At 36.3% G+C, this 14,105-nt stretch carries 9 protein-coding genes; 4 read left to right on the top strand and 5 right to left on the bottom strand.

Features of this window, described 5'->3' with window-relative positions:
- Positions 1-205: 205 nt before the first annotated feature.
- The 3 genes from ABID42_RS16795 to ABID42_RS16785 all read left to right on the top strand — a co-directional run bounded on the left by ABID42_RS16795 (position 206) and on the right by ABID42_RS16785 (position 4,562).
- Positions 206-1,705 carry an ankyrin repeat domain-containing protein gene (locus ABID42_RS16795; RefSeq protein ID WP_367284659.1) on the top strand — a complete coding sequence of 500 codons (1,500 nt, stop codon included), beginning with the start codon at positions 206-208 and terminating at the stop codon, positions 1,703-1,705.
- 161 nt (positions 1,706-1,866) lie between these two features.
- Positions 1,867-2,358 (top strand): DUF2271 domain-containing protein, encoded by a 492-nt coding sequence (locus ABID42_RS16790; protein WP_367284658.1) that lies wholly within the window; start codon positions 1,867-1,869, stop codon positions 2,356-2,358.
- A gap of 14 nt (positions 2,359-2,372) precedes the next feature.
- Complete coding sequence (locus ABID42_RS16785) at positions 2,373-4,562, top strand: PepSY domain-containing protein (protein ID WP_367284657.1); 2,190 nt, start codon at positions 2,373-2,375, stop codon at positions 4,560-4,562.
- A 348-nt stretch (positions 4,563-4,910) separates the two neighbouring features.
- Here ABID42_RS16785 and ABID42_RS16780 read toward each other — a convergent pair whose 3' ends face one another.
- On the bottom strand, positions 4,911-5,900 hold the full coding sequence (locus ABID42_RS16780; RefSeq protein ID WP_367284656.1) for an FAD:protein FMN transferase: 990 nt from the start codon (positions 5,898-5,900) through the stop codon (positions 4,911-4,913).
- A gap of 248 nt (positions 5,901-6,148) precedes the next feature.
- Between ABID42_RS16780 and ABID42_RS16775 the strand changes: the two genes are divergently transcribed.
- Positions 6,149-7,480, top strand: a complete 1,332-nt coding sequence (locus ABID42_RS16775) for an amidohydrolase (RefSeq protein WP_367284655.1) — start codon at positions 6,149-6,151, stop codon at positions 7,478-7,480.
- Positions 7,481-7,580: 100 nt separating this feature from the next.
- Here ABID42_RS16775 and ABID42_RS16770 read toward each other — a convergent pair whose 3' ends face one another.
- The 4 genes from ABID42_RS16770 to ABID42_RS16755 all read right to left on the bottom strand — a co-directional run bounded on the left by ABID42_RS16770 (position 7,581) and on the right by ABID42_RS16755 (position 14,104).
- On the bottom strand, positions 7,581-9,083 hold the full coding sequence (locus ABID42_RS16770; RefSeq protein WP_367284654.1) for a SusD/RagB family nutrient-binding outer membrane lipoprotein: 1,503 nt from the start codon (positions 9,081-9,083) through the stop codon (positions 7,581-7,583).
- Between the two features lie 11 nt (positions 9,084-9,094).
- Entirely contained in the window at positions 9,095-12,136 is a 3,042-nt protein-coding gene (locus tag ABID42_RS16765) for a SusC/RagA family TonB-linked outer membrane protein (RefSeq protein WP_367284653.1), read from the bottom strand.
- A 340-nt stretch (positions 12,137-12,476) separates the two neighbouring features.
- The gene (locus ABID42_RS16760) at positions 12,477-12,776 is read right to left on the bottom strand and encodes an AtuA-related protein (protein WP_323689319.1); all 300 of its coding nucleotides are present in this window, start codon (positions 12,774-12,776) and stop codon (positions 12,477-12,479) included.
- Complete coding sequence (locus ABID42_RS16755; RefSeq protein ID WP_367284707.1) at positions 12,773-14,104, bottom strand: acyclic terpene utilization AtuA family protein; 1,332 nt, start codon at positions 14,102-14,104, stop codon at positions 12,773-12,775. The genes ABID42_RS16760 and ABID42_RS16755 overlap by 4 nt, the downstream gene beginning before the upstream one ends.
- Position 14,105: the final 1 nt, after the last annotated feature.

The following is a 14,105-nucleotide window of genomic DNA, read 5'->3' as shown; positions in this document are numbered from 1 at the left end:
ACATTTTTAAAATTGTATGCAGATAATAGACTTATATCATTTTAATGTGATTCTTTTTCTATTTCAATTTTTTAATAAAAAGAAACTCACTACTTTTACGATAATTTATAATCAGTCTAAATAAATGACCTTGATTTTACTAATTAGATGCCAAGTAGTCTAAGTCATTTTAATTATCATTAAACAAGTATTTCAAAATATTATCATGAAAAAACTAATCATTGCATTATTTACAGTTGTTTCATTCACAGCGAAATCGCAACAAAATGTACTGTTGGATCAGTCATTTTGGAAAAACCAACCTAGCGTAAGTGCGATTAAGGCTGAAGTAGAGAAAGGTAATAATCCATCGCAACTCAATGCTATGTCTTTTGACCCAGTAGTGATGGCTATTAATGCACAAGCACCTAATGAGTCTATTAAATTTTTATTATCTCAGGCTGGAAATACAACCGATAAATTAACTCACGATGGTCGTACTTACTTACACTGGGCTGCTAGTAAAGGCAATGTGGAAATTATGGAGTTTTTAGTAGCGAAAGGTGCAAAAGCGAATGTAGAAGATAGCCACGGGTTTACGCCCTTAAACTTTGCTGCTACAGGCGGACAAACGAATACTCAAGTGTATGATATTTGCTTACGTAGTGGTGCTAATTTGAAAAAAGACCTTAACCATGATGGAGCCAATGCACTTTTATTGGCTGTGGCAAATGACAAAGACCTTGTATTGACCAATTATTTTGTATCGAAAGGACTTGATTTAAAAAGTACTGATGCCGAAGGAAACAACGCATTTGCTTATGTAGCCAGAAGTGGAAATATTGCTGCATTAAAGACTTTGTTAGAAAAAGGAGTAAGTGCTACTGACCAAGCCTTTGTTTTGGCTGCACAAGGTAGTCGTCGTGGGGCAAATACGATTGAAGTATATCAATTTCTTGAAAGTTTGAAATTAAAACCAACGGCTATCAGCAAAAGTGGAGAAAATGCACTTCATTTTATCGTGCGTAAACCTAAGCAAAATGATATTATCGCTTATTTCTTAGCAAAGGGTGTTGATGTGAACAAAGCTGATAATGATGGAAATACAGTATTGATGAATGCGGCTTCGTCAAGTCGTGATACAAGTGCTTTAGGCTTGTTACTTCCTCATGTAAAAAATATCAATCAAGGTAATTTAAAAGGAGTAACGGCTTTAGCGATGGCTGTTCGTAGTAATTCACCAGAAATTGTACAGTATTTGTTAAACAAAGGAGCTTCGATAAATGTAACGGATAACAATGGCGATAATCTTGCTGCTTATCTTGTTCAGTCGTACAGTAGCGGAGAAGGTCGCCAAGCATTTAATGGTCCAAAACCAGAAGACTTCGATACGAAATTAAAAGTACTTCAAGAAAAAGGTTTTAATGCGAAGACTCCACAAAAAAATGGCAACACATTGTTTCATTTAGCGATTGCTAAAAGTGATTTATCTTTGTTGAAGCGTGTTCAAGCAATGGGGGTTGATGTAAATGCTAAAAATAGCGAAGGACTTACCGCTTTGCACAGAGCTGCGATGATTGCCAAAGATGATGCCATCTTAAAATATCTTTTATCAATTGGTGCTCAGAAAGAATCTGTTACCAATTTCAAAGAAACAGCTTTTGATTTAGCAAGCGAAAACGAAACATTAGCTAAAAGTAAAGTATCTATCAATTTTTTAAAATAAAATTAGTGATTTAATGAATGAGTGAGTTGTGAATTAGTGATTAGTAAATAGTGATTGGTGATTAGTAATTTATTAATTATCAAACAATTACAACAATTCACTAACTCACAACTCACTCATTCACAACTAAATCACTCATTCACACATTCACTCAATAAATTATGCGTAATTTCTGTAAAATTGGCTTTTTTGTTATTCTATTAAGCCTTGTTCAATCTTTTACTTCATCAGCACAAACAGCTACTACCAAGTACAAATGTATGATTCAAATGACTAACTACATGGGTGAAGGGGCATACATCGTTGTATCTGTTGTAGATGCAAAAGGTGCTTATGACAAAACTTTGTATGTATTAGGTGCCGATAAAAAATGGTATAAAAGTTTAAAAGAATGGCATAAAGCATATTCTAAAAAACCAAGTAATATTAGTGCTATCACAGGAGCTTCTGCTGCTGGTGGCGATAGAAGTGTTATCGTTTTCGAAATTGAAAATTCAAAGCTTAATGCAAACTATAAATTGCGTTTTGAAAGTGCGGTAGAAGACAAACCATATTATGTTAAAGACCTTGAAGTTCCGTTAACGACGGAAGGACTTTCTGCTAAAAGCGAAGGTACAGGTTATATCCGCTATGTACGTTTTAGTACTAACTAACACATCATCCATCTATGACTATTTCAATCTGGAGATACAGCCACTTAATACTGGCTGTATCTTCTTTTTTATTCCTTACACTGGCTTCGATAACGGGTGTTATCCTTGCTTTTGAACCAATCGTCAACAACGTAAATGCTTATAAGGTAGATGATTTTAAAAACATTAATCTATCTCAGACACTTCCTAAACTCAGGGAAAAATATCCAGATATTAGTGAATTAAGTGTTAATGCCAATCATTCTGTTTTGATAAAAGCGAGTGATATAGACGGCAAAAATGCTTCTTTTTATGTCAATCCACTTGATGGTAAAGTTTTGGGTGTGCCTTCTCCGAAAAATGAGTTTTTTCAATGGACAACCGATTTACACCGCTCTCTTTTCATCCATGAAACGGGTCGTTTTTTTATTGGTTTAACGGCTTTTTTATTACTCCTGATTACCATTTCTGGAACGATACTTATCATTCAGCGACAAAGAGGCGTGAAACGTTTTTTTACCAAAATCGTCAAAGAGAATTTTGCGCAATATTACCATGTGGTTTTAGGACGTTTGTCATTAATTCCCATCTTCGTGATTGCTCTGACGGGAACGTATCTTTCTTTGGTCAGATTTGAGCTCATCAAAAGCGAAAAAGTATCCTTACAAGTAGATTTTGATGCGATAAAATCTTCGCCAGTACAAAAACCAGAAGACTTTACGATTTTTAAAAACACCAAACTATCAGAAGTAGAAAGCATAGAATTTCCTTTTTCAGAAGATGTAGAGGATTATTATACTTTTAAACTGAAAGATAGAGAACTTGCCGTCAACCAAATTACAGGAGAAATTCTTGCTGAAAAACAATATCCCCAAGCTCAATTATTGACCAATCTGAGTCTCGACCTGCATACTGGTAGAGTTAATTCACTTTGGGCAATTATTTTGGCAATTGCTTCTTGCAATATTCTGTTTTTCATCTATTCTGGCTTTGCGATTACTTTTAAAAGAAGAGCAAAAGGCATCAAAAACAAGTACAGTGCCGAAGAAAGTAAGTTTGTGATTTTGGTGGGTTCTGAAAACGGAAGTACTTTACAGTTTGCTTCGTCGGTTCATGAGCAGTTGATTCAAAACGGAGAAAAATCGTTTTTGGCTGAAATGAATCAATATCAAGTTTATCCAAAAGCTGAATATTTATTGGTGATGACCGCCACTTATGGCTTAGGCGATGCTCCGACCAATGCCCAAAAGTTTGCTTCATTGCTCGCAAAATATTCACAACCGAATCCAATTCGCTTTTCAGTTTTGGGCTTTGGTTCACATGCTTATCCAGATTTTTGTCAGTTTGCTTTTGAAGTAAATCAATTATTGAATCAGCAAAATTGGGCAAAACCTTTGGTGGGCATACATACTGTTGCCGACAAGTCGCCTGACGATTTTGGTTTATGGGCTGAAGCTTGGACACAGCAAACGAATTTGTCAATTTCCTTGAAAATTGAGCGTCCTAAAGTAGAAGAACTGAGTATTTTAAAAGTGCTTCAACATACAAAAGATACTTTTTCGGAAGATACTTTTATGCTTCGCCTCGCTCCACAAGAAAAAGTAAAAGTTACTTCTGGTGATTTATTGGCGATTTATCCAGCCAACGACCACCGAGAAAGATTGTATTCGATTGGATTGATTGACAAAGAAATTCAATTGAGCGTTAAACTTCACGCAAACGGTTTAGGCTCAAATTACTTATACAATTTGAATGCTGAGGAAACGATTTCTGCCAAAATCGTCAGAAATAAAGCTTTTCATTTTCCTAAAAAAGCGAGTTCTGTGATGATGATTTGTAACGGAACAGGTATTGCTCCTTTTCTGGGCATGATTAGTCAAAATAAAAAGCAGATTCCTTCACAGCTTTATTGCGGTTTCAGAGCTAATACTTCTTTAGAAATTTACCAAGCATCGCTCAAAGCATTTCAAGAAAATCAGCAATTACAAGGCTTGAATATCGCTTTATCGAGAGAAGGAACGAAACAATATGTAGGCGATTTAGTAAAACGAGATGCCGAACAATTTGCCGAAGTGTTACAGAACAAAGGCGTAATTATGATTTGTGGCTCGCTAGCCATGCAAAAAGATGTGGTTGAAGTACTGGATAATATTTGCCAAGAAAAAACCGGAAAAAGTGTAAGCTACTTCCAATCGCATGGACAGATTTTGATGGACTGTTATTAATGGTGAATTGTGAATGAGGGATTATCATTAATATTCATGGCATGACTGCTGAGTTATTTTGATTGCCGTTGCCCGTGTCACCACGGGCAACAATGCCCAGATATTGCTAAATTGCGGTTTTCTTCATATTTATACGGAAAATTGCGTAAAAAAGATAGGCAAACCTATCTCCGAGATAGAAAATCCTATCTTTTTCACGCAAAAAACCGCAAAAAATACCCGACAACCTATCATTTAGATAGCTCGTCCTATCAAAATGATAGGCTCTCCCATCTCAGAGATGGATTGATGATTCTTTTAGATAGATTGTACTCTCCTAAATACTCAAGGTATGACTTCCAAGTACTCCTACTTCACATGATACTTTGAAACATCAATATTGGGTGTAGAGAAGATTGTACCGTTGTCTGAAATCAAAATGGCTTGATAGTCTGGATATTTTTTGAGGAGTTTTAAACCTGCTTTTTTGCCCAAAACCATGATAGAAGTGCTAAAACCATTGGCAACTTCGGCACTTGGTCCTAATACGGTTACACTACAAAGCCCTGTGGCTGGGTAGCCCGTTACGGGGTTAATGATATGAGCATATCGCTTGCCATTGAAAACCACAAATTTTTCATAACTGCCAGACGTTACCACCGCACTTTGTACCAATGGAATGATGGCAAAAAGAGTATCTTTTTTCATCGGATTCGTAATGCCGACCGACCACGCATTGCCGTTTGGATTTTTCCCCCAAGTACTCATATCTCCCGAACCATTTACGATACCCGCTTTAATGCCTTTTGCCAACATCATATCTCGGCATCTGTCTGTTGCATAGCCTTCGCCTAATGCTCCAAAGCCAATTTTCATGCCTTTGCGTTTTAAGAAAATGGTAGAATTTTCTTTGTTCAATTCAATGTTTTCGTAACCCACTTTTTCCACCGATTTTTTGATAGCTTCGGGGCTTGGCATCTGTTTCATTGAGCCATCAAATTTCCAGATTCTATCCATTGCCGCAAAACTAATGTCAAAAGCACCGCCTGTTATTTTAGATAAATTGATTGCTCTTTCAGTCAGGGCAAAAACTTCAGCATCTACTCGTACTGGTTTTATGCCTGCATTTCTGTTTACTTCCGATACTTGCGTATCACTTTTCCAGTCGGAAATAAGGTTTTCAATTCTTGTAACTTCTGCAATTACACTATCAATATTATTTTCAGCCGACAAAGCATCATTGGCAACTATGCTAATATCAAAACGGCTTCCCATCAGTTTAACGGCTCTTTTACGAAGTACTTGAGCGGAAGTATTGAAACCAATTATCAGGAGTAAAAGGATAAATATTTTTTTCATTGTAAGGAAACAAGCATTGAGTGATTTTTTCAGAAATAGACAATACACAAGCGTCTTAATCATTTAGAGGGGTTTTAAATTAATAGTCAAATTTACTCATCAATCTTCAATAAAAGTATATATCATCACTTTTTGAAGTATTAGATTCTCTTAAAAGTTAAAAACGCTAATCGTTTTTGCCTATTAAGTATTACAATTCTTGTTGTTTCATTGGTACTTTTGTACAAATTCAAACAACAGACGATACGATGAACACTCAAGATAATATATCCCGTAAAGACTTTCTCAAAAACACTACTCTTGCGATGGCAGGGTTATCTGTTTCAAAAGGATTTTCAACTGAAAATCTTCCTTCAGAAAACATTATTCCTTCAATAAAAGATAAATTAAGCTTTAAAAATGTCCGTTTAGAAACAGGTTTTGACTACGAAGAAGGCGAAGTAATCGCTACAAAAACCGCTTTATTTTTGGTAGAAATTGAAAATGGCAAAATCACGAATATTGCTCCTAATCAACCCAATGCCAAAGCGATTGATGCCAAAGGACATTTGATGCTTCCTTCGTTTAGAGATATGCACATCCATTTAGATAAAACTTTTTATGGAGATAAATGGCAGGCTATTCGCAAAAGAACGAATGGCGTAAAGGGCATGATTGCCTTAGAACAGAAAATCTTGCCAGAGCTTTTAAAAACTTCTACTTACAAAGCCGAAAAGCTTATTGAATTGCTACAATCCAAAGGAACAGGTTTTGCCCGAAGCCATGTAAATATTGAACCTACTTCAAAATTACAATCGCTCAAAAACTTACAAAAAGCACTCGAAAACAAGAAAAATAGCTTTAGTACGGAATTAGTAGCTTTTCCACAACACGGTGTATTTTATACAGATTCTGTTCCGTACTTGAAAGATGCGGCACAAATGGACATTGATTTTATTGGTGGCGTTGACCCATTTACGATTGATGGAGCGATCGAAAAGACGATTGATTTTACTGTACAACTTGCTATAGACAACAACAAAGGGATTGATATTCACTTGCATGAATCTGGAGAATCGGGCTTAAAAACGGTGGAATATTTAATCGAAAAAGTCAATGAAAATCCAGTGCTGAAAGGAAAAACCTTTGTAAGTCATTGTTTTGTGTTGGGAAAATTAGAGAAAACCAAACAAGAAGAAATAGCTGAAAAATTGGGTGCATCTCAGATGGGTATTGCTTCGACAATCCCGATTGGTTCGTTAATCATGCCGATTCCTACTTTGTACAAATACAATGTGAAGGTAGTCACAGGAAACGATAGTATCATAGACCATTGGAATACTTACGGTACGGGTAGTGTTTTACAAAAAGCCAATTTGATGGCTCAATTGTATGGCTATAATACTGAATTTTCATTGTCAAGAAGTCTCAAAATTGCCACGGGCGACATCCTTCCTCTTGACGACAAAGGCAATCAACAATGGCCAAAAATTGGCGATAAAGCTAATCTGGCATTTTTAGATGCCAGTTGTTCTGCAGAAGCTGTCGCTAGAGTATCGCCAGTTACTTCGTTGTTGCATGATGGGAAAATTGTATTTTAAAAACAAGAATCATCCCGAATTGTAAAATCCTAAAAAGCTGTCGAAAAACTAATTTCGACAGCTTTTTAGGATTATTAGACAACGAATGAATTAGATTATTCTAATTAGCATCCCACCAAACACGGGCAGAAATCATATCATCACTTCCTTGTTTTGATGCTTCCACGTTGTTGGTTTGTCGTTCTGTTTCAGGATACATAAAACGTAGAGGTCTGTCATTGGGAGAAGCTGCATCCAACGAATTTGGAATGGCAGGAATTCCTAAACGTCTGAAATCGTTCCATGCTTCAATACTGTTTATGCTGTTGATTGCAAGCCATTTTTGTTCAATGATTCTTGAAATAGTTTCATTGAATGCCACATTGGTTTGAGCAATATAAGCGGGCAATTGCGTGGTAGCAACACCCGTATAAACAAATGATTCTGAGATGGCTTGTTCGTACAATGATTTTGCCGATTGGTTTAACCATCCTCGCTGTGCTGCTTCTGCTTGAAGAAATAAACTCTCAAAAGAACTCAACATGACAGAAGCCTGAGTTGCACTTTTGAAAAGACCTGCCGCACGGTTTATATTTTCTTGTGGTCCTTTAAAGGCAGAAGTAACATTTCTATTATATTGGCTTTCAGCATTTGGATTTCCAAACAATACTCCTTTGTACTCACCATTTACTGCTACATACAATTGCGCTATTCTAGGGTCATTGCGTAATTGATATTGTTGAAGAGCAAAGCTTGTCGGTCTAATATCGGTGTAATTGGCAGTAGTAACACCTTGCACGTTGCGATAATAATTTTCCCAGAAAGGATTCATTTTTCCAGCAGTTAATAAATAGCCCGGCTGAATGGTTGCGGATTCTCCAACACCTAAAAAGCCACTTCCTTCTTGCACAATTTTTTGCATTTCAGCAGTGATGTATGCCGCATTGTTCGCTTCACTTTGACGCAATAATGCCCGTAATTTAACTGTGTTGGCAAATTTCAACCATAATACTTTATTCCCTTTGAAAAGTATATCGTCAGCATTAGGCTGGCTACCAGCAGTGGCAGACTTTATATCAGTCATTCCTTCTGAAATTAAAGCAATAGACTTTTCATATACACTTTTCCCTGTTTCGTATTTTGGCGTTGGGAATTTAGTGCCTTGAAGTCCTTCGTCGAACGGAATGTTATTATAAAAATCGACTAATCTTAAGAAATGCCATGCCTGCATAATTTTTGCAATACCCGCATAAAATGATGCTTGTTCAGTTGTTGCTTGTTCTCTGATAAGCTGATAATAAAGGATATTCGTGTAGGCATTTTCCCAAACAGGAATACCATCTCTTTGGTGACGAATAGCTGGCCCATTATAATTTTTCATATCAGGAAAAAGGTTCACACCTTCGCTACTTGTTCCCCAATAACCACCCCAAAAAGCACCAATTTGGTTTATTTGAATAGTTTCCTGATTCACTGAACTGACCAAAGCAGCAGGTAATTTGGCACTCAAGCTTAAGTTTTCCGAAACAGGCGAGTTTGGATTATCATTTACATCCAAGAAATCACTGCATCCAGAGAGTGATACGGAGATAAACAGTAAAAATAATTTAAGTATATTTTTCATTTTCTTTTTAATTAGAATCCAATATTAAATGTGAAGCCATACGTTCTGTAAGGAGGTACTTGTCTGAAACTGATATAACCATCCGTCGTATTGTACAAGTATTCTGGATCACCATAATTATTATCTTTGTGTCTGATAATGAATAAGTTATTCGCTACAAAACCAATGGTTGCTTCCTTGAAAAAACGTCTATTTCCTAATACTTTAGATGGAATAGAGTAGCTAATATTCAACTCTCTAAGTTTGAAATAATCTGATTTAGCAGCCGTATTACTTTGAACTTCTCCTTGCTTTGTCCAATATGCTTTATCTCCTTTTGAATATACACTTGTATTTTCAGTATAAGTACCATCTGCATTTTGAATAACCGAGTTAGGATAAATAAATGGTTTTCTATCAAATTCTGCTGTTCTTGGATCTGTACCGGCGGTGTACATACGTGGTACAATTTCAGAATACAACCAACCTCCCATTCTCCAGTCGAATTGAGCATTCAAGGTAAAGTTTTTGAATTTAAGCATTGAATTGATACCCATTTGGTAAGGTGGTACCATTGTGCCAAGATGTACTGGGTCTGATGCAATCAAAGGTTCTCCAGTTGACGCATTGATTACTACACGTCCTTGTGGGTCACGCTGATAATCACTTACTTGAAGACTTGGATACGCTTGTCCGATGTTGGCATAAGATTGACGGAAGATATTAAACGAAGTAAGTCCTTCATATAATTCTTTTACCTGATTATTGATATGTGCAAAAGTGAATCCAGTATTCCAACGTAAATTTTTAGTACGGATAATATCTCCGCTTATCGTTAATTCAACGATGTCATTCGTCAAACGTCCAGCATTCACGAGCGCACTGCTATAGCCTGTAGCCCTAGAAGTGGTAGCATTAAAGATTTGTCCTCTTGAATCAGAATGAATATAACTTCCTTCAACATTAAGACGATTATTGAAAAATGCTAACTGAGCACCCACTTCTATAGATTTTACAAATTCTGGTTGAATGTTTGGATTCGGATAACGTGAACTAGGCGTGAAACCTACAAGGTTTCCAAAAGGGAATCCATTGATTTGACTATAAGCATTGTTAAGCGAATAAGGGTCTAAAGTAACGTTTCCTGTTCGGTTATACGAAGCAAAGAATTTCCCATAGCTTAAAGTATTTTGTTCTTTCAATGCAGCAATTGCATCAGTGAAGACAAACGAAGTACTTACCCCCGGATAGAAATAAGATCTGTTTTCTTTACTTAACACAGAAACCCATTCGTTTCTACCAGTAAGCGTAAGAAACAAGTAATTTTTATAGCCAGTTGTTAATTCTCCATAAGCAGCCATCGAACGATATTGCGTAATCCCAACGCTACCAGTAAGCTCGCCAATACGGCTTCCGGGATTGAACAAATCTGGTAAAGTTAAATTACTTGAGCCAACAGAAGTACTTTTTGTTTCATCTGCTCTTAGATTTTGCCCAACAATCATTCTTGTAGAAAAATCACCGATTTCTTTTTGAAAAGAAAGGATTAAATCATTATTAACACGACTGAAATTTTCGTTTCCATCTGTCACCGAACCATTCACATTTCTTCTACCCGATGCTTCAAATTTTGCTACAGTACTTCTTGTTTCTGCTGTACGAGTATATAAACCAACTCTTTCAATAATAGATAGCCAAGGCATGATTGGGTATTCAAACTCCAATTTCCCATTAAACGTCTTTTGTTTTACACTATTACGATAAGCATCTATTTGATGATAAGGATTTTTTTGAAGGTCGGTAAAGAAGTAAAGCGGATTTGCCATACTGTTTGCTTCTTGCCAATTTACCAAACTCTTATAATCAATATTGGCAGGTAATTGATAAGCCGTAATCCAAGGACCATCAGGAGTAGTTTCACTTGAAAAATCTGAATAACTGACATTATAAGATGTTTTTAGTTTTCCAAAACTACGTGTTCCGTTGAATCTACCATTGGTTCTTCGGCTTACATCTTCTGGAATAATCCCTTTAATATCAACATTTTGTAAAGAGAAGAAATAAGTAGATTTATCGTCGCCACCAGAGAATGAAACGTCATTTTGCATATTTACGCCTGTCTGAAATAAATCAAGTCTGTTATCTCTTGAAGGAGCGCCATAAGTAATCTGTGGAATTGTTCCGTCGGGAAGTGCTGTTCCAATCGGCTTTAAAGTACCGTCAAAACTTGGACCCCAAGATTCATATTGTGTCGGACTATAAACGCCATTAACGCCTTGCCCAAATTTAGTTTGTGCTGGAGGCAGCATGAATACTTGTGAGAACGTAGTTGTATGACCAAAAGTAACACGACCTTTTTCTTTAGAACCTGTTTTGGTAGTAATCATGATTGCACCATTTACACCTTCAGAACCATACAAAGCCGCTGCATTTGCACCTTTCAAGATTGTGATACTCTCAACATCGTTTGGATTTAATCTCCCAATTTCAGGTACAGGCACACCATCAACTACATAAATTGGAGCGTTTTTACTTCGGTTTAGCGAACGGCTTCCACGCATTACAATTTGTAGTTGAGGATCTACTTTACTATCGTACATGTTTATACGTAGCCCTGCTACTTTACTGTTTAGACCACTCAAAGGATTAACCGTTTTCCCTTGATTTAGGTACTCATTACTGACTACTTGCGCACCCCCACCAAATTCTCTGGATGCACGCTTTATTCCTAAAGCTCCTGTTACAACAACTTCTTCGAGTTGATTGACTTCACTAAGTAATTGAATCGTCAGTTTTTGAGTAAAATGTTTACTTTCAACCTGTATTTCTTTCTTTTGATACCCAACATACGAAACAATTAGCGTTTCTCCTACTTTAGCATCAAGCTTAAAGCTACCATCTTTATGAGAGCTTACTCCCCTATCTTTTCCTTTGATTTTAACGTTCGCACCTGCAAGTGCTTCTCCTGTTTCTGCTATTACAATGTTCCCCTTTAGTATTCTATCTTGTGCAAGTGTAGATTGAATTGATAAGAGTAACAGTAACAAGCTAAATAAATATACTTGTACTTTCATAATGTATGAGTTTTGTATGTGATTGGCAACTTAAACTTATTTGGACTAAGTTTAAATAGTGAGGCAAAGGTAGTATTGGAATTTTTAAAATACCAAGGGTTTTTTAAGAAAATTTAACATCATTTTTTTGACACATCATTGTACTTTAGTAAATTTTTATCAAAAAAATACAGCTAATTTTCTCGCTTTAGCATTGCATATAAAACCGTAGGAGAATCTTATTTTGAGAAAATTTTCTTTATGATAAATAAGTGTTTTATGGCATTCATGAAAAAAGAAAAAAGGGTCAAAATTGCCTTTAAAAGCACTTCTGACCCTTTTTTAACTTTTAAAAATTACTCTAAATCTCCATTTCTAGCAAAGCATAACTTAAAGCTTTTCCATGCGTATCCATTGCCAACGAGGTCGTGACCCCACTCATTAAAGCTCCGTAACAAACAAATAGCAAAGAGGAAACATTGGGCATTTCATAACGAATGATTTCGCCAACAACAATTTCCTGTAAATGACTCTTTACCTTTTCAACAGTTACTTCTTGGCATAACTTTTCGAAGTCTTTTTCATCAAAAGGAATCAGCGATAAAGTAGAGATATTGCCTTTATCTCCTGCTCGACTGTGGGCTATTTCATATAATTTCATGCTTCAAAAATGCTTGTTTGTGGTAAAATATCTTCTCGATTAATTAAAACAGAAATAATCCCTATTACTTCATTCACATACTTTCGCACGCCACCACCACCTGCTGGTCCATTGGTATAAAGTGCTTCTACTTCTTCTCCAATTAAAGTGGCTTCATCAATTGTTTTTGCCTTTCCTGCCACTCTCAAACGAATTTCAGGCATTGTGTTGGGAATTGAAATAGTATCAATACTTTGACGATGCACAGAATTTAAGCCTATATAATCTACTCTGAAATCATCAAATTGATTTTTCAAGCGTTTTTCAAGGGTGTTACCAGCCAATTCTGCTCTTTCAAAAGCACTTGACCCAGCATAAGAAATTTCTCCTTCGCCTAAGAAAAATGCTTTATATCCGACACTTACTTTATACGTATTTGGTCTTTGTTTCCCAGTTCCACCACTTACTTTCACTTGATTTTCAGCAATTTCTTGCAATTTCACCGTCGTAAAATCTGCAATGACATCGGGGGTAAAATATTCAAAAGGATTGATTACTTCATACAATAATTGCTCTTTGGCTGTTTGTAAATTTACCACTCCTCCTGTGCCTTCAACTTTACTAATAATGGCTGAACCATCTTGAAAAACATCCACAAAAGGATGACCAAGAATGTCCATATTTTCAACGGGTTTTTTAATCGGGTCGGCAAAATATCCGCCAGTAATATGTCCTGCGCATTCCATTAAATGTCCAATTACTGTTCCTTTTCCCATCAAATCATAATTATCTGTTGCCCAATTAAATTCATGAATCATCGGTGCTAGAAACAAAGAAGGATCGGCGACTCTGCCTGTAATGATAATATTGGCTTCGTTTTTCAAAGCTTCTAAAATTCCTTCTATACCCAAATAAGCATTGGCAGAAATCAATTCGCCCGAAGTAGTCAAAGGTTCATTCGTTTCTATCGCTAAGGCATTTTTATCTATTTTATCAAAAACATCATCGCCACTTACTGCAAATACTTTTACTTTTAAACCTAATTGCTGAGCGATTTCACTTACTTTTTTGGCGGCTTCTACAGGATTGGCGGCACCCATATTTGTAATCAAACAAATCTTGTTTTTTACTAAAATAGGTAAAAGTGATGTGATTCTACGTTCCAAAAGTGGGTCGTAACCTTTGCTTGGGTCTTGTAATTTACGTTTTTGGGCTAAAGCAATCGTTCTTTCTGCCAAGCATTCAAGTACCAAATAATCTAAATTTCCTTTTTCAGCAAGTACAATGGCAGGTTCAATTCTATCGCCCGCAAAGCCCGCACCACAACCAATTCTAATTTTTTGTTTCATC

This window comes from Arcicella rosea (assembly GCF_040543805.1).
Lineage (GTDB): Bacteria > Bacteroidota > Bacteroidia > Cytophagales > Spirosomataceae > Arcicella > Arcicella rosea.
The sequence above is the reverse complement of the archived record's forward strand: the minus strand, read 5'-3'. Positions and strand labels throughout refer to the sequence as shown.

Bases quoted from the DNA above. Each gene is read 5' to 3' on its own strand.
- ABID42_RS16790 (WP_367284658.1), top strand. From the start codon at position 1,867: ATGCGTAATTTCTGTAAAATTGGCTTTTTTGTTATTCTATTAAGCCTT.
- ABID42_RS16760 (WP_323689319.1), bottom strand. From the start codon at position 12,776: ATGAAATTATATGAAATAGCCCACAGTCGAGCAGGAGATAAAGGCAAT.
- ABID42_RS16780 (WP_367284656.1), bottom strand. From the start codon at position 5,900: ATGAAAAAAATATTTATCCTTTTACTCCTGATAATTGGTTTCAATACT.
- ABID42_RS16770 (WP_367284654.1), bottom strand. From the start codon at position 9,083: ATGAAAAATATACTTAAATTATTTTTACTGTTTATCTCCGTATCACTC.
- ABID42_RS16755 (WP_367284707.1), bottom strand. From the start codon at position 14,104: ATGAAACAAAAAATTAGAATTGGTTGTGGTGCGGGCTTTGCGGGCGAT.
- ABID42_RS16785 (WP_367284657.1), top strand. From the start codon at position 2,373: ATGACTATTTCAATCTGGAGATACAGCCACTTAATACTGGCTGTATCT.
- ABID42_RS16775 (WP_367284655.1), top strand. From the start codon at position 6,149: ATGAACACTCAAGATAATATATCCCGTAAAGACTTTCTCAAAAACACT.
- ABID42_RS16765 (WP_367284653.1), bottom strand. From the start codon at position 12,136: ATGAAAGTACAAGTATATTTATTTAGCTTGTTACTGTTACTCTTATCA.
- ABID42_RS16795 (WP_367284659.1), top strand. From the start codon at position 206: ATGAAAAAACTAATCATTGCATTATTTACAGTTGTTTCATTCACAGCG.